Origin of the sequence: Halobacteriovorax sp. DPLXC-1 (assembly GCF_036903125.1) — a bacterium.
GTDB classification, from domain to species: domain Bacteria; phylum Bdellovibrionota; class Bacteriovoracia; order Bacteriovoracales; family Bacteriovoracaceae; genus Halobacteriovorax_A; species Halobacteriovorax_A vibrionivorans.
In genome coordinates, this window is sequence record NZ_JAYMCO010000003.1 from 26,705 (window position 1) to 50,968 (window position 24,264).

Consider the following 24,264-nt stretch of genomic DNA (forward strand, 5'->3'; position numbering starts at 1 on the left):
TTCCTTTTATCGATTTAACTATTTGAAATTATATATCATATGATACACATTTTTTCTTTTAAAAATAGATGGGTAAACTATTGAAATTTCAAAAATATATTGATGGGATCTACCAAGAATCCACGGGATCTGGGAGTTCTTCAGGTGCTTGATAGTCAGGATCTTTCTGGGGAGTTGTGTCAAAAAAGAGTTTATCAACTGCACGGCGTGCCTTTATAAGATCAATGTCATTAATTGAAATATACTGGCCTTTAGTATTTTGATTACCAGTTCGTGATGCTACTTGAAGGTTTCTGTTAACAACATTAAAAACTTCTAAGTTTGTATCAAGTAATGTTTGCTTTCTTGTTGCAGCTGGTTTCCTTAGTGTCTGAATCCAAAACTGAAGATAGCTTATGCGATTCATGAATTGGGAAAGCTCTTTTGAAGCTTTTTTATTTCTATCAGTACTTTTTATATAAGCATTATATTCTCGAAGAGTTTGGTTAGTTAGTAGCTCCCCCAAGTCTTTTAGAATTTTCTTTGCAATTCTTTTAGAAAAATACATCTCTTGATTTAACTTAAGCACTTCTTTTTCCAGTTCATTAAAAAGGCCTTGAGAAATATCAATATGTTTGTATTCTTTTGTCGTCTTTGTTTTTAAAACAGTATCCATGATAGAAAGCTCAATAAAATCATTATCAATAGGGGCCAAAAGGTTTTCTCCCAGTATGACGACTTCTTCTTGTGTGATTTTACTATTTAAATATAATTCTAAGATAAGGTCTTTGAGATATGGACTTACATTAGAAGCAAATTTGATTTCCTTCTCGCTAGGTGCAGATGCTAGGATTGAAAGAGTAAATAGAAACGAAATAATTAATTTCATAATTGTGATTTAATCTCCTCGTTTATTGAATATTTCCCTTCTTTATTTGTTAGTAGATAGATTTTATCTTTATAAGGAATAAGAACTTTTTCATTTTGAATCGTATATGTCGAAACATAATTTAGGTCTGTTCTTTTAAAAAGTTTCTTTTCTTTAAGATCAAATGAGACGAGCTCTCTTTGATTAATTAGATTTGAATTTTTACTCTTTAAAGTCAAAATGAAGTTTAATTCACCACTATTATATTGAAGATTATAAGCTGGACCGTATGTTGTATTAAAGAGTGGCGTCTTTTTAGTATAGTCGATTGAGCCTTTCTCAAGGCTTGAGAGTTGTACATATGACTTATTTGATATGGCAGTCTCAAGAATATAAATTCTTTCATTATCACTTGTTAGACTAAGTTTAGAATTTGTCGTATCAAATTCATGTAATAAAAACTGCTTTTTGGATCTGTTATTATAGATTGAAACATATTCGTAAAAGTCTTTGTTTCTATCAGTGAAGTAGATGAGACTATCATCGAAAATAACCGTTTGTGGACGATAGAGAAGATCCCTTGTTTTAAGTGGGATCTGGAAGCGATCCAAATAGTTTCTTGTATTGATAACTTCTATAAAGAGCTTATCTTTGTCTTCTTTCGTAAATGAAATATAGCCACTTTTTTTATGGAACTTAGGATATGAGCCTTTAGAGATAAAATTAAGTTCGTTGGACTTTATATTATAAAAATATATCTCAGAATCTTGAAAGAAACTAAAATTCTTAAAATGATTCTCTTTCACACTGATAATATAAAGATCATCATTAACTTTAATTACATCAAACTCGCTATTAGACTTCTTTTCAATGACAACATTTGCTCTATTCTTTGCTGAATAAGCTAAAGTGTTCTTACCCTTTAGATAAAATGTAACACCTGTAAGGCTGTCGAGCTTTAAGTTATGAACGTTTTGTCTTGTTGAAAACTCAAGGAGCTTAGTCCTGGCCATAACTAAGCTATTCGATAGTATCAAGATAAGTAAAAGAGCTTTAGTAAATGCCATAAAACTCCCATGCTTTTAAAGGTGATAGGGTTGAATAACGTGATAATGCAGTGAAGACGTTTGCCCAGAGCATAAGTCTTGGGGAGTTCACATCGTCAATTGCCCCTCTGAAACTCAAGTAGGTATTGTTGTTAATCTCTTTATGGCCATCGATTATAAATGGCATAGGAGTACAGATTCCAAGTTTAGTGCTTTGGTAATGTGATGGATAAAGATCTTCACCACAACCCATTCCGTGAATTATTCCGTTTTTCTTTTTATCTAAAAAGAACTTAAGAGAAGAAAGAGAGTTAATCTCTTGTTCCTTTAGTCTTAAAAGATTGATCATTCGATCATGAATTGAGGAATCAGTTGAGTTATACTTTGTTTTAAAATAATCAAAGGTTAATTGTCCTTCACTCCAAATTTCTTTAATCGCTCTATTGTCTAACATGATTTTGTACTTACAAGATACAGTACGACATGCTACTTCTTCAGGAACAATCCAACATCCAGCTTTATATTTTAAGCGAAGGGGATTGTATTCTTTTTTGGAAACTTCCTGGCACTTGATTCTATTTGATACTGTTTTGGTTTGATAGAGCATATTAGCTACAACCATATTTAAAGCATTGTAATTTTCTTTTGAGTTACCTGGAATATAAGGAAGACATTTCTTCTCCTTACTTATCGAAGTATAACAAATCTTTAGAGGCCACTTATCTTCTTCATCTGACTCAAGATAGAGCCCATAAATCTTTTCATAGCTTGGAAATACACAGTCATTGCTTTTTATATCATTTGTTGCAAAGTGCTTTATCACTCTTGCTCCATTTACAATGGCAAGATTTCCTATGAACTTTGGACAATCATTAAAATTATTTTTTAATCTCGAAACCATTAATGTCTCAGAGACTTTTTGACAGTCTGGCATCGGATAGAGAACACTTCCTTCTCTAGGTCCTTTCGTTTCACATACTTCAGGTCTTTGTCTTAATAGCTTTATACATTTTATATATTCAACATCTTTTAAGTCTTCTTTCTTAAAGATGTTCTGACATCTTTGCTTAATATAATCTCTTGATCTTTGTTTATTTCTTATTAATGCCCAAAAGTCTTGCTGAGCATAATTATTACAGAATTTTTCTTTTCGATTTAGGTTAGAACAGAAGTTTCTAAAGTATAGAAGATCTTTTTCCTTAATTTCTTCAGTATAAGTCTTTGCTTGTCTTCTAAGTGAGTTTATATAACTTCTTTCTCTAATTGAAAGATCATTTTCTGTTAAATTTTGACTAAGTTTAGAGGCAAGATCAATTGTATAAGGGGCACTACAAATATGATCGACATTTATATTTGCACTTAAATTATTATATTGATCTAAGCATTGTCCTTTGGAAGTTGGAAACTTTGGTGTAATTTTTTTGAAAGTATCTGCTAGGAGTCCTTTTTCAAATACACGACTTTGTTTAAAAGAAAGTCGACAGTTGCTTTTATAATAGTGAGATAAGAAAGAATCAATCGGGACAATTGCCTTTGTCTTTTTCTCTCCTTCTGTTACCGTAGCTTCCACGTTTAATAGGGGAGTTCCGTTAATGTTGATAAGTCGGTTTTTTAATAGAGTATAGATTGAACAATTATTAATACGATACAGTTCTTTGTAATAGTCTGGTGAATAAAGAAGAATTGTATTTATTTGGCGTGTTGATAATTCAATTCTTTCTTCATCTTTAAAGATTTGTCTTATTTTCTCTTCATTAGAAGGATTTAAAATTTTTTGACCTATGTCCTGACGATACAGGTTTAGCTTTTCCTCAAATGATTCAAGGAGTCCTTTCTCTGGTAATGTTAATTTGGCTTTTGTTTTTTGAGGTGTATTTGATTGAGCATATAGACTAGGCCCAGTTAGTACTGAGCCTAGTATAATTAATTTAATCGATAGTTTTTGCAAGAATTGAGGCAACGTCCTCAATCTCAAGGTTTTCTGTACCTGTCTTTTCGCTAATTCCACCCTTAAAGTTTATCATACAGAAAGAGCAGGCCGTAGCTAATTTCTCAACTTTCTTCTCTCCAACATGGGCAAGTCTGTTAACGGCAGGATCATTTCCTTCCTCAACTTCGTACCACATGTTTCCACCACCCATACCGCAGCATAGAGCAGTGTCTTTAGTCTTATCCATTTCCTTGATTTCAACACCTGTTGCTTCAAGGATTTGTCTTGGTGCGTTGTATTCACCGTGATGGCGACCAAGGTAGCAAGGATCATGGAAAGTAAGATTTTCTTCTACTTTTTTCTCTGGCTTTAGTTTTCCTGAGCGTAGAAGGTCTGCGAGAAGTTCTGTGTGGTGAACTGTATCGAAGTCACCATCATCAAATTTCGCGTATTCTTTACCAATAGTATGAAGACAGTGAGGACAGTGAGTTACAACCTTATCAAAGTCATATTGATTCATATTGGCAATATTTTCAATTGCGATTTCAAAGAAAGAGTATTCATCACCAATTCTTCTGATTGGGTCACCATTACACTTTTCAGTTTTCCCCATTACAGCAAAGTCAACGCCTGCCTTCTTTAGGAGTTTAACAGTATCTTGAACTACTTTTTGGTTAGATGCATCGTATGAACCAGCACAACCAACATAGTATAAATAATCAACTTTCTTTCCTGCTTCGATTACAGGAACATCAAGTCCATCTGCCCACTTAAAGCGATCATCTTGTGAGATTCCCCAAGGGTTTCCATTGATTTGAACCTTTTGAACAGCTGTCGCAGCATCTGCTGGAACTTCACCAAGTGTAAGAGTCTTATATCTCTTTGCACCCATGATGATGTCAACGTGCTCGATATTTGCAGGACATTCTTCCATGCAGGCACCACAAGTTGTACAAGAGTCTAGCTCGATTGCTGAGTAAGTCGAGTTCTCCCAGAAGTCAGCATCGGTTTCACCTTTAGCTGCTGTATCAAAAGCAAGATCACGTGCTTTTGTGATAATTGTTTTTGGATCTAGTGGTCTTTCTGCGATATTGGCCGGACATACTTGTGTACAACGCCCACATTCAACACATGCTAGAAGATCAAGCTTGTTTTTAATTGTTAACTCAGAAAGTTTACCTAAACCAAATGTTTCTGCTGTTTCATCTTCAAAGTCCATTGGATCAAGAAGGGCCCCGCGTCTTTTTGGTGTAACAAGGGCAGCAAATGGTAGAACAAAAATATGAGAAAATTTAGTTGTTCCACAAGCAGCAACAAATAGCATTGTATTTGCCATGTGAACCATCCACATTCCACGATAAGTATATGCCCAAGCTTTCTCTGAAAGTGGAATGCCTTGGAATAATGTAGCAAGGAACCATCCAACAGGAGACCATGTTGCTTCACCAACAGGCATACCTGTTCCCATGATTCTTACACCTTCAATTAAGTAACCAAGAACGACAAGAGCAATTAGCATACTGTACATAAATAATTCTTGCTTTGGCTTAGTCGCTTTTAAGTAGTCAGGCTTATCAATATATCTTCTTTTGTATGCAAGAGCGATTCCGGTAAGAACCATTAGACCTGCAATATCAGCGAGGAATGAGATTACGATGTAAACATTACCTTTATAGATTTTAAAAGGTGTATCGGCATGAATTGCAACTAGGTCAGTAGCAATCCAGAGAATTACAAATCCCCAGAAAATAAGGCCGTGGAAGATTGCAACATTTAAGAAACGAGGCACTTTTCCTGTTAGAAGCATCGTTTTGAAAAACGAACTCCAGTTTAACTTTTCAGGGAAAAGATCTTTTAAGCCTTTTACAGCATCGAATCCTTTCTTACCTGTAATAAATTTGGCTTTTTCATAAAGCCCTTTGAACATAACAAAGACCGCTGCAAAAAATAGGATGTACATGACAACCTTAAACGAGTATGGAATATTCCAAAATATTTCTCGCGTAGCAGCATCAAGAGTTTGATTCATTTCTTCCCTCGCTTACTTTTTGTAGGTGAATAACATTTTTAATAATTTCAATCTTATATATATGGTAATATACCATAAGTATCCTTATTTAAAGAGTCAGAAATTATGTTGTACAATAAAAAAAACTTAATATTATTAATACTCTTCGGCTTATTTTTTTCTTGTTCAAGAGTAAAAACCATTAATTTAAAAAATCATTCTTTCAATAACTATCCCTCAAATTTAGTTTTTATTCAGATACCTGGCCTGAGTGAAGAGCACATGGGCTACTTGCACTTTAAAAACTTAAATTTCAATGCTCAAACAGAGCTTGAAAAGTATTCTTGTTTTGGAAAGATGTGGTCTTATAATATGATGACTGTAACTCCAGACATCGACGACCAGCTTCTAACACAGCTAAATGGATATTCACTTCCAAGTAATAGTTGTGAAAAATATCAGAGAAGAGCAATTTGGGATGTTTTAAATGGATCTGGCTATAGTTCTTCGGTTATTTATCGTGGCAAAACTCCAAAATTTAAAGAAATTGATAAATGTAATACAAATTTCTACAAAAATACTCGACTATTCGTCTCAGGGGCCAAAGAAAAAGTTGCAAGTGATAAAGAAACTTTTCACTTTCAACAAAAGAAAGAATATCAAAAAGGTAGTACTTACTATGATAAATCGTGCAAAAGAGATAAGTGCTTCTCAACAACAACAGATTTATTTAATCATGTCCTAACTGCGATGAATGATTCGAATCGTCGCTTCATTAATATTGTTGATTACGAATTACTTAATATTTTGAATAAGCAGGATGTGAAAGGGTTTACCTCTTATATGTCTAATCTAAATAACTTTCTTATCCAAGTAAGAAAGAGAATTAGTAAAACAAACGATTATTTAATTGTCGTTAGTTCGGCTTCTCCAAAGGCCATTGATTGGAAAAGAATTAATAAAAAATGGAGAAGTATTCCTATCGCTACAAATAAAAAGTCACAGTTAATGGCCCCTGTTTGGGCAGATGGCGCTTTGGCAGAAAATTTTTGTGGACTATATTTAGAGTCTGACTTAAATCGACGCTTCTTCTGGCGTTCAGAAGAAACGACATTACCGTTTTAAGCTCTATTGTAGATTAAGTAAGTTTGTAACTTCTTCTTTTGTAATAAGGTATGCAGTTTTACAGTAGTCACATTTTGTTTCTACCGATAGGTCTTCGTGGAAAACATCGTCAAAGCCACTTGATCTTACAACACTGGCCACTCCTGTTACCATACGATCACGAGAACAGCTGCACTTAAATTTAATCTCAGTTGAAGTAAGGTAATCATAACCTAGTGATTCAAACTTCTCTTGAATTGGACCTTCTTCATTAAGTGCTTCTTTGAATATTGTATCTAAAGACTCTTTGTTTTCAGCAAGAAATTGATCAAGGCTGACAGACTCAATAACTTCTTCCTTATCGACATTTACTTCTGGAAGTTTTGTTATCAGTGCAACTTGGTCACTATCCTCACTAAGAATAATTGCTGAATTCATTTGATATGATCTTTTAAAAAAGTCATTAATGATTCCATTTACATTTTTATTTTTAACTTCAATGATACTTGTATAAGGAGATTTAGAATGAGGAAATTGCTTAGCAGTTCTAAGGTGTCCTGAGATCTTTTTTGGCATCTCTGGTAATTCTTCTGGAAGAATTAGAGTTCTAAAGAAGCCTGCCTGATTCATTTCAAGTTTGAATCTAAAATATGGTTCTTGTGAATCTAAAAAGATCCCCATATTTTCTTGTGGCTTAAGAAAGTTGATCATTGGAAGAATTGAAAGAGTAATATCTCTTAAAAATGCAAAGCCTTGCTGGTTGACACCGTGAATTAGTGCAAGATCGTGAATAACCTTCTGCCCCTCTAAGAAAGAGATTGCAAATGTTTTTTCTTTATTAATGAAGTTGAATAGACGACTTTCTTTAATCACAGTAAAATTCTCCTTGTATGCGCTTTATATATCGTTTTTCGAGTAAAGTGTCATTAGGAAGCTTAAAAAAAGGTAACGTTACGTGTTAAATCTCTACTTATACGAGAATCAATTCGATGAATTGCTGGCCAGCAATGAGAACATTAAAAATTGGCAAATTATCTGTCCTTCACCACAAAGGGCCGATCTCTACCGAGATATTCTTATTCGTCGCGGACTCGCTTCCACTTGTGAAACTATAACAATTGCAAAATTCTTATCAGATCACCTAGAACTTAGTGAATCTCAAACAAAATTATCAAAATCTGAATTAATGGTAGACCTATGGACTTTTTGGAAGTCTGCTGTAAATGATGACTACGAAAAATTTCATTTTAGTTTCGAACTCTTCACTGAAGTACGCTCTTATGATCTAAGTCAAAATCTTATTGAAGAATTAAGTCAGTTAGAGACTCTGGAGAAGGAGTGTATTGCTGGGCTGATGAGATTTCATACATATGTTGAAAATTTCAATATAGTAGATGAACAAAAATCGTATCAATTAGTAAGTGAGCAATTTAGGGCCGAAGAGAATATCGGATATATCTTTATTGGATTTGATCACCTTAATGCAAATCAAATAGATATGTTGAAGGGGATGGGGAATAAAGCAGAGGTCTATGTTCCAATTAGTAAGGAGGTCTTCAACCAATGTGATGGTAAAGTCTTTTGGCCAAATTGGATAGAGACGCAACAGTTGAAAGAGGAAATTGATTTTGAAAATATTGATTGCGAATATATTTCAATTCCATCTGGACGAAGTGCAGAATATTTTAGTGAATTGATAAGGCAGGACAAACAATTAATTAGTTTTTCAAACAGCCTAGACCTGTCTCAAGTCAATTCGTTACTGATACCTGAAAAGAGGTTTAAAACTGATTTTGCATTATTTTTTAGTAGCGTTGATCAAATTACTTCAAAAATCCAAGAACAACTAAATCTCAATGGTGGAGTTTTAAGTTGTGATGATATTCAAAAGTTTTTAACTAAATTAAGTCTTCTAAATTTCAATGAAGATAATTTTATTAAATTGAAAACAATCCTGTCTTTTAAAAATGAAATTAAGGCTTACTCAGAAAAAGCGACGATTAACGAAGAACTCAGAAGCTCAGATCTGAAGCTAATTAAAGAAGTATTAGGGCTGAATCTCCCAAGAACATCTGTTGTTAATTTAACTAAAGATGACACGGGAACGATTGGAATAAGAGATAATCTTTTAAGTTTAGAAGATTGTGAAAATAAATATCTTTATATTTCAAAGGATGACTTAGGAGCTTTAACAACAGCACAAAGATTCTCAAATGATGTCTTAGTTATCTTTAGTGCTTTTGGTCCTCTTCAAAGTAAAGCCTTAGATATTGCAAGTTTGAGATCATTGATAAGACAATTTATTCAAAGTGGTGGAAAGCTTATTCTTGAGGAAGGTTTGCTACACGGTAACTCTATAGCAGAGTCTCTTTTTGATGGCGTAAATCTTAACGATTATAATTTAGAAGTAAGTAAGAGACTGAGCTTTGAAAAGAGGGCCCAGCAAAAAGCGAGTGTCGGTGAGAAGTTGTCACCTTCATTTATTCAAACTTATATTGATTGTCCAAAGAAGTGGCACTTGAAATATGCACAAGGGGTTGATCTTGATGTTTCATCTTCGGCGTTTATTGATAGAAGATATATTGGGACAATTAATCACAGTGTAATTGAAGCGTATGTTGAAAAGCATGAAAGCTTTAGTGAATCTATATTGAGAGAGTTAATTAAAAACACATTGAATCGTTTTATTGTTGAAAACTCGCTACTTCCAGAAAGAATTGATATTGAAAGCTTAAGGCTTGCGATTGAATCATATTGTTCGTCTATTATTATAAAGTTGTTAGAAATAAAGAAAGACAAAGATGTCGAATTAATTTTTGAAAGAGATATTTCAAAAGTTAATGAAGAGTATAAAGGTTTCATTGATCTTCTAATTAAAAAAGGAAATGACTTTTATGTTTATGACTTTAAGACATCTGGAGGTTCAATACCTAATAAAACAGATATCGTTGATTATCGAAAAATTCAGCTTATAGCATATTATAGAGCATGGTCACGTGAACATTCATTAAAAGGTGGCGGATATCTCTGTCTTGAAAACTTGAAGGACTCATTCTTTATTGGGGATGAAGTATTCTTTGGAGAGTTCCATTCAAAGTCTAAACAGATCGAAGAAGTTGACCTTGATGAATTCCAGGATCATATGAAAGAAATTATTAAAGAAATGGGCTCGGTAGAGACTTGGCCTGCAAGACCAATGAGTAATCAAACATGTACTTTCTGTGTCGCTAATCCTGTCTGTGCAAAAGGAGAGATACAATAATGGCCATTCAATTAAATGCAGAACAAGAAAAAGCAGTAAAGCATGATGGTGGTGTTCTTCTAAACGCTGGTGCAGGATCAGGGAAAACACGAGTAATTATCGAACACTTAGCTTATTTAATAGAGGAAAAGTATACGGCCTTGGAAGAACAACAGGTTCCAGATATTGGTCAATACTTGAAAGCTTACCTTTCTAAAATAGTCGTTATGACATTCACTAAAGAAGCCGCTGGTGAGCTTCAATCTCGTATGTTTGATCGCTTTAACGATGTTGAGGATAAAAATAAGAAGAAGATAATCGATGAGGCCCTCGAATCCTTAGGTATTTCAACGATCCATAGCTTCTGTTTAAAACTAATTAAGAGAGGCTATATCTTTGGTGCACCTGCTAATCTTGATATCGTCGATCGCTTTAAAATAAATGTAAAAATAGAAGAGCTTACAAAGCAGTGGTTTAATCGAAATCTTAATAATCCAAAAATAGAAATATTTCTAAAAAATATTGATGCACTTACTAGTTCGATGCAATTTGTATTTGCTAGTCCTGAGTTACGATATGAGTGGCAAACACTTGATGTTGATCATGTAGAATTTAATGAAGAAGAATACTTTGAGAATATTTTAGGTCTTTTGGGATGTTCCGATATTTTTAAATGTCATTACTCGAGTGATACCTATTCAGAAGAACACGCAAAAAAAGCATGGTGGAAGCATTTAAATGCAAGCGAGTCATTCTTTTCTTCTAATAAGTATGATTGGGGAAATATTAAAAAGTTTTGCGAAGTCTATAAGGCAAATAAGCCACGTAAATCGAAGGGGATACCACTTGAAGTTGGTGAGTTAATTGAAGATGCAAATAAATTACTAAAGTTTGTTGAAAAAGAAGGTGAGAACTTCGATCAATTTTTTGCTAATGAAAATATATATCGTGAGTGGTTAAGCTTATATAAAGAACTATTTAATTATATTCAGGAACATTATTATAATTACCCCGGTATGGACTTCTCAGATATCGAATATTTAACTTTGAAATCTTTAGAGGAGTCTGAAGAGTCAAGAAGGCTCTGTCAGGAAAACTTCGATTATATTATTGTTGATGAGTATCAAGATACTTCACCTGGACAATTTCAAATAATACGTCATGCAATAGGTGATAATTTTAAAAAGCTTATGTGTGTTGGTGACAGGAAACAGGCCATCTACGGTTTTCGTGGAGGAGAGATTGCCGTTTTTAATCAAACAGAAAAACTGATTCCTCAAAATCTCTATATGTCTAATAACTATCGATCAGAAGAAGCAGTTGTTAAATTTAATAACCAATTCTTTGATACCATCTTTGGTTTGGGTGAAAAATACCAAGGGCACGATCAATATAGTGTAAAGGTCGATTATCAAAACTTTCCAGCTGATGTGAAAGAGTCCGCTCTAGGTAGTGTCAAAGGGCATATTGTTGATCTTGAAATGGAGGTCGAAGGAAGACTTACCTCTACTGTTTATGACGATATTGAAGCCAGTTCAATTGCTGAATTAATTGAAAAGAAGTTCAAGGAAAATCCACAAGAACAAATTTGTATTCTTTATCGTACTCTGGCCCCGTCAAAGCAATTGATTTCAAATTTGATGAGTAAGAAAATACCGTTTGTTGCTCAGGTTAAAATTCCATATGGTGAAGATCCGTTGGTAATTATCTTTAAGGCTTTTATTAATTTCTTGATTGAAGCAGATAAAGAAGGGGCGGATTCAAAGAGGTTACAGGCTATTGCTCGTTATTATAATTTTATAATTAATGGAGTATGTCGACATTACTACAATGAGTATCGAGAGTTTACAATTGAAGATCTCGTTAAGATGAAAGGGACGTACAAGAATAGTAATGTAGAATATGCGTTTTGGTCTTTTGTATTTGACCTCGGACTATCGAGTTCTACATATAAGAATAATTCAGAAAAGATAAATGGAATTATAGGTGGCGCTAAAGGAGATATAGATCAAATTTATAAAATCTTGAAGTCTCTTGAGAAGGACTCTTATAGTGCAAGCTTTTCATATCTATCTAATGCGAATGTAAGAATTATGACAACTCACGCTTCAAAGGGTCTTGAATTTGATACAATTATATTAGGTGGTATTCATACAAATGGACGTACTGTTGTTGATACATCAAAGTTTGGTTCACTTCCTGGAGCCTTGTCTTGGGGAGCTGATATACATACAAAGAAGTTAAACTCGTCTCCTAATTTAATTCTAGAAAAACTAATCAAAAAGCAAAAAGAGTTTTCAGAATCAAAACGACTATTCTATGTTGCCTGTACTCGGGCCGTTGAAAATATTGAGTATTTTGATATCAGTGTAAATGGGAAGGAAGTAAAGCATTCAGATAATAGCTGGATTGTACCTCTTCGGACTCATCGTCTAAACGAAGTAGAATGTGATGACTTTTCAGTTGCATATGAAGTTAGCTCGTCAAATCGTTCACCAATCTATTTCATGGATGCACTTGGAATTAAAAATGTTGAATCAACTACAAAGCTAGGACTAATTTCAGAATTATCAGTTACAAAGTTATCTGAACTGGCCTTGTGCTCACGAAAGTTTTATTTAAACCAAGTTTTGAAATTAGATGAAGACTTTAAAGAATTCGCAAAAGAGAATGAAATTGAAACTCCTTCTGCATTCGGTGTTTCTGATATCGACCGTGGAAATCGTCTGCATTTTCTTGTTGAAAACTTAATTAAGGGCAAGGACTTAAAGTTTAACAGTCCTCAGGAACAAGATATTGTGGAGTGGGTAAATGAATATATTCAAAAGTCGGCCCATGAAAAGATTCTAAGTGAGCATCAAATTAAGTTTTCTTTCTTTGGCCAGATGATAACTGGGATTATAGATGCTTTAGTCTATCAAAATAATCAAGTAGTGGAGATATGGGATTTTAAGTCAGGTCTAATTGATGAGGATAAGCTGAGATCATATTTCTTCCAGCTAAAAACCTATGCTTTTGGTCTGAAATTAATCAATGAAAATATGGCAAGTACTATAAATCTTAAAGTTTTGGCCCTTGATGAGAAGAGAATTATTGAAGAGAAAATTGAAATCAGTAATGTTGAAAATGATCTCTTCGAAGTGTGGAAAACACTAAGTGATTTGGTCGGAAAAAGAATTAAGCACTGTTCATCTTGTTTGTATGGAAATTTATGCCACCAATAAGCGACTTAATTAGTACTTAACATCTTATGTTAAAATAATCTCTGTAAATCCAACTATTTGAAAGGCAGGACGCTAAAATGATTAGGATGATCTTTGTATTATTTTTAACTTTTCTAACGATGAAAACTTTCGCGGCAGAAACGGATCTTTATAATTTTTCATGGCTTGATAAAGATAAAGAAATTTATGTTTTACAAAATCGTAAATTTAAAAAAGTAAATCGTTTCTACGTTAGTGGAGGTTTTGGGAAAACACTATCAGGTGCTTTCGTTGATTCTACATCTCTACAATTAAGAGCTGGTTATTTCTTTCATGAAGAGTGGGGGGCAGAGTTTATTTACGCTTCTAACTCAGGTGAAGAAAATGATACGGCCGCTTCAGTACGTAATAGTAATGGAGGAGGAAGTGGGTCTATTCCATTTCGTCGCATTGTAAATGATTACATCGGTGCGATGGCCCTGTGGTCACCATTTTATTCAAAAATTAATACATTTAACTCTATTGTCTATGTTGATTGGATCTTCGGTCTTGGTTTTGCAAAACTGAACGAAACAAATAATGGTCCTGAAGTTAGAGCTGGTTCACCAAACCCTGGCCTAACGGTTGATGAGTCGCATACTGGATTAATGTGGAATGTTTCATCTAAGTTTTATGTAAACACTTCTTGGAGTGTTAGAGCAGATATTAACGGAATCTTATATCAAGCGGCACCTGCTAGAGAAGCGGGATCAGAGTCAGATCAACTATATTCAAATATTGATCTAACTTTTTCTGTTCAATTTGATATTTAAGGGAAGCTGTTGTGTTAAAGAAATCGATCATTGCATTTTTACTCATGGGGCAAGTCTTTGCTCTCGAGTCTATTTGGACAGACTTAACCAAATCTCGAAATCGCATCGCACGATATCCCCATATTATTAAACTCCTAATCGAAAAGGAAATGTATCATACTGCTGTTCCATATGTGAAAGAGTACTTGGTTACATATAAGGGACGTACTAATAAAGACTTTGAAAGACTTTTTGAAAAGGTTGTCTCTAAAGTAGGTGATAGACAATTTGTTCTTTTACCTGAGCAATATCTTAGCAAGATTGATTCTCCGACTTTAAAGTACTTACTTGCAAAAAAACTATTAAAGAGAAGAAAGTATAAAGAGGCCCTACAAACATTAAATGGAACGATTCCAGCAGGGCATCCTGTAAAAGCATTCTCTCTTCACCTTGAAGGGATGGCGTTTACAATGCAACGAGGTTTCCGCGCCGCTATTTCAGCTTTTGAAAGATGTGTTGATATGTCCACTTCAAGTGATGATGAGGTGAGGGCCAGACAATTACAAATAAATCATGACTATTGTTTAGCAGGTATTGCTCGTGTTAAATATGAGCAGAAAAAGTTAGATGATGCAGAATTATCATTCATTGATGTCGATAAGAGATCATATATTTGGCCTGAGCTTCTAATTGAGGAGGCTTGGAATAGTTATTACAAGGGTGACTACAATAGAACGCTTGGTAAGTTAGTTACATATAAAGCACCGGTACTTAACTATATTGTTAATCCAGAAATTAATGTTTTAAAGGCTTTGAGTTATTTTAAACTTTGTTTATACGATGATATGTCTAAGATCATTGATGATCACTATGCGGAGTTTGATAAATCTAAACAAGTCATCGATAAGATGATTGCCCGTAAACATTCTCTTGAATGGTATTTTAACTTTATTAATTCATTTGTTGATGGAAAGAAATACTATGATCCTTTAACGAATAAACTCCTTAGAAATGTTTCTAAAGACCCAGCATTTATACAGCTTTTTCAAAGTTATAAAGCTGGCTTAAGAGAAATATCAAATATCAAAAAAGTACGTAATCGTCGCCTTAGAAAGATTCTTGCTATAAACCTTAAAGACTCTCTGATGCTTCAACAAAAACTTATTGGTTCATATACTAAGAGAACTTTTAAGTTAGTTTCAGCACAACTTGAAAAGTCATTCATTGGTCTAAGTTATTTAAGACTTGAAGCTTTAAATGCAAGAAAGGCTAAGTTGTATAGTGGGATTACTGATACAGGTGCACGTGGCGATATTAAATATTTAAAAAGAAATTCGAAGCAATACTTCTGGTCATTCAACGGTGAATTTTGGGCCGATGAAATGGGTGACTATGTATTTGCTCTTCGATCGGAGTGTCAATAATGATTAAAGTATTATTACTAGCATCTCTTATAAGCTTCAGTTCCTATGGAATTAAATTAAGTCCAAAAAGGGACCGTATCGTCTCTGTTATCGATATGGAACTTAAAGAAATCAGTAGAATGAAGCGTTATACAAAGAGGGATAATACTTTAGATCTTAGAATGGCCGAACTAAACCTTGAAAAAGGTCGTATCATTCGTGAACAAGAAAATGAAAACTTTTTTAAACTAACTCCAAAGCAAAAGAATCAAATCGATAGAAAAAAGTTTTTTTCGGTTTCTGACTCATACTATAAGAAAGCTCGTGGAATAGGTATTTCTATTTTAAAGAAAAAACCTAACAGAAGGGCCCGCTCTCATATCTACTACATTCTTGCTTATAATGAATTAGAGAATGTAAACATGGAAGATGCAAAGTCGTTATTTGTAAAATCAGTAAGATCAGCTCCCAAAGGTGACTTCATCGAAACTAAGTCTCGACTTGCTCTAGGTGATATTTACTATCGTGAAGGTGATTTTAATAAATCTAGACAGTATTACAATACAGCAATTGGTAAAATTAGAGACGATAAATGGTATACGAAGTATCTTTATAACCTTGCATGGTCAAACTTTAGGGTAGGACGAAAAAATACTGCGGTAAAGCAAATGGAGCAGGTTTTTGAACTTTCTAAGAGTCCTAAATATATAGATAAACAAGATATGGCATCACGTGATGTCGGTTATTTCTACGCAGAAAGCGGTAAAACAAATAAGGCACTGAAGTTTTATCAGAATCAAAATACAGATGCCGAGAAAAACTTCTATGACATGGGAATGATCCTTATAGGAAAACAAAAATATTCTCAAGCTGCAGATATGTTTGGAAGAGCATTCAATGGCAAAAATCCAAAGTATAAAGCAATGTCATTAGTTCAGCTATTAATGATTTACGATAAATATGGGAATAATTCATATTTCCTTAGATATGCAAGAGCGATAACAAAGTCGCCATTAAATGCAGAACAAAAGAAAGAAGCACTATATTTTGTTACGAAAAGAGCGGCACAACTCCAAAAAGAATTAGAGATGTCTCATAATAAGAAGCGTCCCAAGGTAATGAAGTCTAAGGGTAAAACAGCTGCTGAGTTATATTTTATTTCACAACAAATTGATCCTAAGCTAAGTGAAAGAGCACTCTTTTTTGCTGGTGAGTCATATTATGCAGCTAATGAATATCCTGAGGCACTTTATATGTATGATAAAGTCTTATCTACTGCTCAACCAGGTTCAACTTATTATAAAAGATCTCTAGCGGGGATGATGATTGTCCTAAATGATCGTAAGATTTCTAAATCAACACGTAATAAGTACTTTGAAACAATCTTCACAAACTATATCAAAACAGAAGAATCTAAATCGAAAAAGAATAAAGCAGTAGAAAAACTATTTTCTTTCTACGTAGATGAAAAGAAAGATGTTGAAAAAGCAAAACAAACATTCTTTGTGTATGCAAAAGAGAATCCAAGAAATATATCTAAAAATGAAGCAATGATTGGCCGTATTGTAGACATGTATAAAACCCAAAAAAATAAAAAGGGACTTATGTCCTTTGTTGGGGAGCTAAAAGGTCAGGGAATTCCTTTAAAGAGAGGATTTGTAAATCATCTAAATAAGATTATTCTTGTTGCACAATTTTCAGATATTCAAAAGGCCAATAAAAGTGGTGATAAGATCACTGCGTTAAAGGGATATCTTTTCATTTATAAAGATCCAGAAAGTACCGCAGATGCTAAGAGAAACGCTGCTTATAATATTGCCGTTCTTTTTTATGAGTCAGGAAATGTCGGCTTAACTGCTAAATGGTTGGATCGAGCAATTGAGGAAATGACCACTACTGAATTAGTAAAATTCTATGAATCTTTTAATAGTATTATAAGTGAACTATTTTTGAGACAGAGAGTTGCTGATGGAATGTCATTAACACAAAAGTTACTTGGTAAGACATGTGGTATTAATAATAAGAATAAAGAAAAACTTCTAAAGAACTATATCGTTATGGGACTAGCAACTCGTAATGATTCAAAGGCCGTAGCATTTGTTGATCAACAATCAAAATGTCGATTTAATAATTCAACGATGCTAGCTTCTTATGAACAAATCTTTGACTACTATATAGACTTTAAACAAATTACTAATGCAGATAAGATTTATCGTGAAAGATTGTCAGCATATACAAAAAATCTATATCGTAAGTCTGAATATGTTGGAAAGTTAGCAAAGTTATCTCGTGAACAAGGTAATAGCTCTCGTTACAACAATGAGCTTAATTATATTTATCGTAGGGTTAAAAATAAGAAAAAACTTGCAATTGAGACGATCGATGAAGTTGCCCTAGCTGAAGTTGCAGATGTAGAAAGAGCTGTTAATAGCTTTAATGCAATTGAGTTAAGCTTCCCTGAGAATAAATTCAATAACACTATGAAAGGCAAGTTTGCACGTCTTGAAAGTATCCAGAATCAAGTAACAAAGATTGTGGCCATGGGCTCTGGTGAAGCGATGGTTAAGAGTTACTCATTACTTATTAGTTCATATGATAAGTTCTCAAAAGATGTCGCTACTTTTACACCGACTGGGAAGTCTCAGGAATATGTAAACTCTTTTAAGGGAAGTATGCAAAATGTATCAGCAAACCTCGCTTCAAAATCAAGACAATTAAAAAGAGAACTAGATTCTTTGATTAATAAGAATGATGTTCTAACAGTAAACTTTGGAACACTTTCTCGACAGGGGTTAAGCCTTCCATCGATGACAGGTGCTGTCTTAATGGATAAGAGGGGGAATCAGTAATGAAATTTTTAAATATTTCTCTTTTGATATTACTTTTGGCATCATGCGCCTCTGGTGGAAAGACTGTACAGAAATTAGGTGGCGAAGAAGCTGAGCAAATTGAAAACCTATCAAATGAAGATTTTAAACCGAAGAAGCAAGTTCGTTATAATGCTGATGCCGATTATCATCTTATTAATGATCTAGTTGATGATGTTTTAGAGGATGAATCTTTAGATAAGGTGTCTAAGGAAAGATTAGAAAGCATTGATGAGAAGAAAACAGGCCTAGTTGGACTTTGTTATCTTGGAAATACAAAAGAAGGTCTCGCGAAGCTTGACTCTCTTTATGAAAAAAATAAGAAGAATCCTGCATATTGGAATCAGCAGGGGATTTGCTCTTATAAAACAGGTAATAAGAGATTAGCGAAGGTATATTTTAATAAAGCTGTCGCTTTAAATAGTAAGTATATTCCAGCTATTAATAATATTGGTGTTATCTCAGTTGATGAAGGTAAAGATCGCAAGGCCATTGCAGCTTTTAAACAAGTTCTTTTAATTAAGAGAAACAATAAGACAGCAATGTTTAATCTTTCAAATATATACATCAAGTATGGGCTTTATAGTAAATCAACAGCAATGCTTAAGAACTTATATCGCGTTAATAAAAAAGATCGCGATGTGATAAATTCGCTGGTTTATTCTTATTTGTTTGATGGGAAACCTAAGTTTGCTTATACGATTTTAAAAGAAATGAATTCTGATTACTTTGAAATTCCAAGTCTTAAAATCGCTTTATATTATTCTCTAAAACAACTTAAAAGCGAACACGCTAAGAGGGTAAGAGAAGATATCGAAGATATGGATTTAAATGCAAAAGATAAAACAATCTTTCAGCAGATTAAAGGGTTAACAATATGAAAAGAATTATAACAACGGCCTTATTTATCTTGTTGTCACAAGCATCGTTTGGTCAAAAGTCTGTAAACGATAAAGTTATTTATAAGTACAAGAAGTTTGAGAAATTTAATTTAGATGAAATTAGTGTCGATGGTGAGCTGGGTGCTCCTGGCGAAATCACTGTTTCAAGTCGTTATCTTAGACAATTTAAAAATAAACTACCATCGAAACCTAATTTTCATCTTGAAATGATGAAGGGATTAGATCGAATTAGATAGGGAGACCTCGTGGATCAAGGAAGATCATTTTATTTAAAAGGTAAAAAGGATATACGTCTACCTCGTAAGAATAGAATTATCCTAGGGGCAAGTGACTCTTGTGATGTAAGAATGAGAGGGGCAGGAATAGATGATATTCATTGTCTTATTGAATTCGCACAAGATAAGACATCAATATATAGTATGTCGACAAAGAATCCCGTCAAAATAAATAATGAAGAAGTCGTAACGTGTGAACTTAGAGGGGGAGAGACTATTACAATTGGTAATTACTCTTTTACCTTTGGTGAAAGTAGTGAGCTACCTCCTCAACAATTAATACATCCACAAGAAGTTGTTAGAAACTTACCGAAACAACCTAAGTTTAACGATGAAGTCATTCAAAAGAATCAAAAGGATAGTGATTACCAAGTTAATTATCCTTTAAGTATGGATGATAATGTAAAGTTCTCTGAGTATATTTTTGAAGAACCAGATGAGATTTATCCAATCTTTAAATACAGTGTCGATAAAGAAGCTGCTGAAGTAATCATTCTTTTTAATGGAAAGATTGTTGGACTCGATTATATTCCACATAAAGACGGAAAGTATAATCTCGTTGGAATGAACCCACGTGGCAATGATATTGAATTTCCATATTTAGGAAAAAAAGATAAAGTTGAGCTATTAGATATAAAGAAAAATGATGTTGCTGTTGGAAGAATTCCTGGATTTGAACATCGTACATTTTTAAATAATAAAAATGCTAAAAATTCATTACGTCGTGATGATATTCATATTTTTGAAAAAGATAATTTAAAAGTATTTATCAGAGGTACTGAAGCACCTCCAATTGTAAAATCGGCACCAATCTTTAGAAGAGATAAGGAATTAAGAAAGTACCTGGTTTTCTGTGTGCTAGTATTCGCTGTTTTTATGGGGGGAATGCTTAACTTCCAAGTCGATAAAGAGATTGAGAAAGAGAAAGTTCCTGAAAGAATTGCAAAAATCTTATATAAGCCAAAACAGCTTAGAGTGACTAAAAAGAAAAATGTCATTAAGAAGGAAACACCAAAGAAAGTACAAAAGAAGGCTCCAGTTAAGCAAGAGGTTTCAAATACTCCTAAAGAGCAGAAGCCTTCAAAGAGTAGGGGGGACCGAACTGCTAAGGCTTCAAATTCTACTCCAAAAAAAGCTGCTCCTAAGAAGGGACCAACAAATGATAAAAAGGTTGTGAGAAAGTCCAATAAAAAAGCAGGCAAACCTTCTCGAACAACTAAGAAGGCCTCTAAAGTTAAGAAGCTTTCTAATAACAGAAAGAGTAGAGGAAAAGTCGATGTATATAAGTCACCGTCTTTCACATCTTCAATGAACTCTTTGATGGCAAAGGGCGGATCACTAAGTTCTTTTGCTGATGCTGGTACGACTGAAAGTTTTAAAGATGATAGTAATGCTCTTTCAACGGGTGAGTCGGCCCAAGTTCAAAAGGCTGATGTTAAAGCAGAGGTTGGCTCGCTAAGTAGTAAGACTCGTGGAAAACTTTCTTCTTCGTTTGGTACAGATGGACTAGTTCATAAAAAGAAAGTTTATATTGCTGGTGTCCCTTACCGTGAAGTTATTCTTGGATCAATGGATCGTAATGATATTATGAGAATTCTAATGGAGAACGTTCCTCAATTCCGTTACTGCTACCAAAAGGAATTAGATGTTCAGCAAAAGGCCATTTCAGGTGTTCTTGCTATGGACTTTGTCATTGGTGCATCAGGGAATGTTACAAGAGCTAAGGTGACGAAAGCTGATAAGGCCGTGCCACGTAGTGTTAAAAACTGTGTTGCAAATCACCTTAAAACAATTCAATTTCCAAGACCAAAAGGTGGAGCTGAGGTTGCTGTTCACGTACCTCTTAACCTAAATCCAAGCTCTTACTAAGTATATTCAATCAATATATGATGCCCCTTGTTGTAAATAAGGGGCATATTTTCAGCTATTTAATGAATCCATTACTATTATCAATACTAAATATTCAATCATTGTGATGTGAATGATAGTATCTTGTGGAAACAGACCAACGATAATGAGGTAGGATAATGAAATTTGTTAAATTTTTCTTAATAATGTTTTCTCTTGCAGTTCTTGCAGATGAGAAAGGTCTTGAGATTGCAAAGAAGATGGATGCGGCCAATAAAGGTTATATCGGTGACACATCGACAATGGAGCTTATTTTAGTTGATACAAGTGGCGTTGAGATTGTTAGAGAAATGCTTGGTACATCTGGTGAATTTGAAGGCGTTGATAAAAGTCTTATGGAGTTTAGAAAGCCATTAGATGTAAAAGGGACAAAGCTTTTAACTTGGACATGGAAGAGTTCTGATAAGGATGATGACCAGTGGTTATACTTACCTTCTCTAAGAAGAGTAAAGAAAATCAACTCTCGATCTAAAGGGAGCTCATTTATGGGGTCTGAGTTTTCATTCGAAGATATCGGTGGTCAAACAATCGAAAAATATAATTATAAGTTCTTAAGTGAAGATAAGAATACTTGGACTCTAGAGCGTAAAGCAAAGGGAAAGAGTTCTTATCTAAGAGTTATTCTACATGTATCAAAGAAGTATTTAGCGCCAGTAAAAACTGAGTACTACAACAAAAGAAATGAACACATTAAGACTTCGACAATGAGTGAGTTTAAATCTTACACAGTTGGAAAAAGAAAGATGTGGCGAGCTAACCAAATTGATATGGTTAATTTAAATAATAAGAAGAAATCAATATTTAAATGGAAAAATAGAGTTATTGGTAAGAAAGTAAATGAGAACGATCTTACTAAGAGGAAGTTGAAGTAAATTGAAGAATATATTTTTTACAGTAATTATTGGGGCCCTCTCTCTAGTATCTGAAACTGCATATGCAGATGGCAGGGGAGAGATATCGTTAAATTATCGTTACTATACTCAAAAGAAGTATACTGATGTTTTATTGGGAAATGAGAAACAGCCTACTGATTTGAAGTTTGTTAAGTTAAGTCTTGAGGAACGTGATGATTGGAAAGGGTGGGAATACAATCTCTCTCTAGTTGCTCGTGCCGATGAAAAATATCAAGAAAATAGTTATGTGGACTTTAATGAGTTAAATATCGGACGCAGTCTTGGTAATTGGCAATTCTCTGCTGGTTATCACATGTTCATGTGGTCTCGCTTAGAGGCATATCATGTTGTTGATGTTCTTAACTCGCGCATAAATGATGGAAATATTGAGCGATTTGAAAAGCTTGGTGAGAAGTCCATTGTTGCCAGTCATTATACAAGTATCGGTACGATGAAGTTCATCTATATGCCATATTTTACGGAAGGCTTTTATCCTGATCCATTAATGAGAATTTTTGATGGGCTAGAGCCGGTAAGGCAGAATGTCGTTTCAGGAAATGAAGTTAAAAGTAGTGACGAAGAAGATCAGTATAATCAATTCGCAGTCTATTACGCTCATCAGTTTGGAGATCTCGATCTGACAGTATTTGCCATGGATCATATTGATCGAACGAGACCAATATTTGGCGCTAGACCATCAACACCGACAACGCTTGAAGCATTCTATGTTGATGTTTTAGATATTGGAGCGGCCGCAACATTTTTTTGGGGCGAGCAAACTTTTAAATTCGAATACCTCTACTCTGATTTTAATGCAGATGATTCAGTTGCTATTCTCGATTATACAGGTGGAACGAGAGAAGTTTTTGATTATCAATTAGCTTCTATAGGTCATGAATATACTCATAACTACGCAAATAATTGGAGTTCTAGTTTTTACACTGAATATCAATATGTTCTAGGGGTTGGAAAAGAGAAGAGAAGCCAGGCCCAGATTTTTCAAAATGATCTCTTCATCGGTCATCGTTTTGCTTTAAATGATGCTTATTCAAATGAGTTTACACTTGGGCTGTATATTGACCTTGAAAGAAACGGTGAAGCTTTGTATTACTTAAGCTATGAGAGACGCCTGAATAATGCATGGAAAGCCAAGGTTAACTTTAGGGGAGTTACAATTGGAGATGATGCAGAAAGTGATCGTCGTGGTCTCTATATCCTAGATGGAGATGATGAATTAGGTGTCACGCTAACTCGTTTCTTTTAGATTTATCAAAATAGTATTAATAAAAATAAAAAGGCTCCTTACGGAGCCTTTTTTTATTCTATTCTTGTCCAAGGACAACGAATTTATACTTTTGAAAACCTGCCTCAGCAGCAGTATGCATGAGTTTTTTGATATAGTTGTACTTCAAAGACTTATCAATTACGAGATTAACTATACCTGAGAAATTCTTCGCATTAGGTGTCGTCTTTGCAATATCATCAATTTCTTTCTTTTTGGCCACTAACTCGTTGTAGAGAGGAAGAATTAATCTTCCGCCTTGAGAGTAGAGACGTCCCTTGTAAGTTTCAGTGTTGTGAACTTCTTTATCATCAACCCAAATGACCTTAGGTGAAACTTGTACAACAACTCCTTGCTCGTTAATTGATTTCGAAACTGAGTGAGGAATTGTAATATCTTTTGGAATATTTAAAATTACACCAGTTGTATCGTAACTTCTAATTAGGAATACAAGTAAGATAACAAGGATATCAAGAAGGGAAGTGATATCAATATCAAGTGGTTCCTTCTTTCTTCTTATTCCTCTATTTCTTATCGAACGTTTTCTCATACTTTACCTATTGT

At 34.0% G+C, this 24,264-nt stretch carries 17 protein-coding genes; 11 read left to right on the forward strand and 6 right to left on the reverse strand.

Going from position 1 to position 24,264, the window contains the following annotated elements; translation table 11 throughout:
- Positions 1 to 109 precede the first annotated feature (109 nt).
- The 4 genes from VCM44_RS10095 to VCM44_RS10110 are packed head-to-tail and all read right to left on the reverse strand — an operon-like array spanning position 110 to position 5,852.
- Positions 110 to 868, reverse strand: a complete 759-nt coding sequence (locus VCM44_RS10095; protein ID WP_115362217.1) for a hypothetical protein — start codon at positions 866 to 868, stop codon at positions 110 to 112.
- Positions 865 to 1,914 (reverse strand): hypothetical protein, encoded by a 1,050-nt coding sequence (locus VCM44_RS10100; protein WP_334678722.1) that lies wholly within the window; start codon positions 1,912 to 1,914, stop codon positions 865 to 867. The genes VCM44_RS10095 and VCM44_RS10100 overlap by 4 nt, the downstream gene beginning before the upstream one ends.
- Positions 1,901 to 3,841: a hypothetical protein gene (locus VCM44_RS10105; protein ID WP_115362213.1), complete on the reverse strand. Its 1,941-nt coding sequence runs from the start codon at positions 3,839 to 3,841 to the stop codon at positions 1,901 to 1,903. The genes VCM44_RS10100 and VCM44_RS10105 overlap by 14 nt, the downstream gene beginning before the upstream one ends.
- Positions 3,822 to 5,852 (reverse strand): heterodisulfide reductase-related iron-sulfur binding cluster, encoded by a 2,031-nt coding sequence (locus tag VCM44_RS10110; RefSeq protein ID WP_115362211.1) that lies wholly within the window; start codon positions 5,850 to 5,852, stop codon positions 3,822 to 3,824. Before VCM44_RS10110 ends, VCM44_RS10105 begins: the two co-directional genes overlap by 20 nt.
- 261 nt (positions 5,853 to 6,113) lie before the next feature.
- Between VCM44_RS10110 and VCM44_RS10115 the strand changes: the two genes are divergently transcribed.
- The gene (locus tag VCM44_RS10115; protein WP_115362209.1) at positions 6,114 to 6,956 is read left to right on the forward strand and encodes a hypothetical protein; all 843 of its coding nucleotides are present in this window, start codon (positions 6,114 to 6,116) and stop codon (positions 6,954 to 6,956) included.
- Positions 6,957 to 6,959: 3 nt separating this feature from the next.
- Here the strand turns inward: VCM44_RS10115 and VCM44_RS10120 are convergent, their stop codons facing one another.
- Positions 6,960 to 7,808: an Hsp33 family molecular chaperone HslO gene (locus VCM44_RS10120; protein ID WP_115362207.1), complete on the reverse strand. Its 849-nt coding sequence runs from the start codon at positions 7,806 to 7,808 to the stop codon at positions 6,960 to 6,962.
- An 82-nt stretch (positions 7,809 to 7,890) separates the two neighbouring features.
- On the opposite strand from VCM44_RS10120, the gene VCM44_RS10125 reads away from it, so the two are divergent.
- From VCM44_RS10125 to VCM44_RS10170, 10 genes are all read left to right on the forward strand, one after another.
- The gene (locus tag VCM44_RS10125) at positions 7,891 to 10,197 is read left to right on the forward strand and encodes a PD-(D/E)XK nuclease family protein (RefSeq protein ID WP_334678723.1); all 2,307 of its coding nucleotides are present in this window, start codon (positions 7,891 to 7,893) and stop codon (positions 10,195 to 10,197) included.
- A complete protein-coding gene (locus VCM44_RS10130) occupies positions 10,197 to 13,400 on the forward strand; it encodes a UvrD-helicase domain-containing protein (protein WP_334678724.1) in 3,204 nt (1,067 codons plus the stop codon). The genes VCM44_RS10125 and VCM44_RS10130 overlap by 1 nt, the downstream gene beginning before the upstream one ends.
- 86 nt (positions 13,401 to 13,486) lie before the next feature.
- Positions 13,487 to 14,191, forward strand: a complete 705-nt coding sequence (locus VCM44_RS10135) for an outer membrane beta-barrel domain-containing protein (RefSeq protein ID WP_158536881.1) — start codon at positions 13,487 to 13,489, stop codon at positions 14,189 to 14,191.
- A gap of 11 nt (positions 14,192 to 14,202) precedes the next feature.
- Positions 14,203 to 15,594: a hypothetical protein gene (locus VCM44_RS10140; RefSeq protein WP_334678725.1), complete on the forward strand. Its 1,392-nt coding sequence runs from the start codon at positions 14,203 to 14,205 to the stop codon at positions 15,592 to 15,594.
- Entirely contained in the window at positions 15,594 to 18,422 is a 2,829-nt protein-coding gene (locus VCM44_RS10145; RefSeq protein WP_334678726.1) for a tetratricopeptide repeat protein, read from the forward strand. Before VCM44_RS10140 ends, VCM44_RS10145 begins: the two co-directional genes overlap by 1 nt.
- On the forward strand, positions 18,422 to 19,321 hold the full coding sequence (locus VCM44_RS10150; protein WP_334678727.1) for a hypothetical protein: 900 nt from the start codon (positions 18,422 to 18,424) through the stop codon (positions 19,319 to 19,321). Before VCM44_RS10145 ends, VCM44_RS10150 begins: the two co-directional genes overlap by 1 nt.
- Positions 19,318 to 19,578: a hypothetical protein gene (locus tag VCM44_RS10155; RefSeq protein ID WP_115362193.1), complete on the forward strand. Its 261-nt coding sequence runs from the start codon at positions 19,318 to 19,320 to the stop codon at positions 19,576 to 19,578. The genes VCM44_RS10150 and VCM44_RS10155 overlap by 4 nt, the downstream gene beginning before the upstream one ends.
- A 9-nt stretch (positions 19,579 to 19,587) precedes the next feature.
- Positions 19,588 to 21,486: an AgmX/PglI C-terminal domain-containing protein gene (locus VCM44_RS10160; RefSeq protein WP_334678728.1), complete on the forward strand. Its 1,899-nt coding sequence runs from the start codon at positions 19,588 to 19,590 to the stop codon at positions 21,484 to 21,486.
- A gap of 158 nt (positions 21,487 to 21,644) precedes the next feature.
- A complete protein-coding gene (locus VCM44_RS10165) occupies positions 21,645 to 22,397 on the forward strand; it encodes an outer membrane lipoprotein-sorting protein (protein WP_115362189.1) in 753 nt (250 codons plus the stop codon).
- A gap of 1 nt (position 22,398) precedes the next feature.
- Entirely contained in the window at positions 22,399 to 23,682 is a 1,284-nt protein-coding gene (locus tag VCM44_RS10170) for a hypothetical protein (RefSeq protein WP_120404099.1), read from the forward strand.
- Between the two features lie 58 nt (positions 23,683 to 23,740).
- Here VCM44_RS10170 and VCM44_RS10175 read toward each other — a convergent pair whose 3' ends face one another.
- Complete coding sequence (locus VCM44_RS10175; protein WP_115362184.1) at positions 23,741 to 24,250, reverse strand: biopolymer transporter ExbD; 510 nt, start codon at positions 24,248 to 24,250, stop codon at positions 23,741 to 23,743.
- Positions 24,251 to 24,264: the final 14 nt, after the last annotated feature.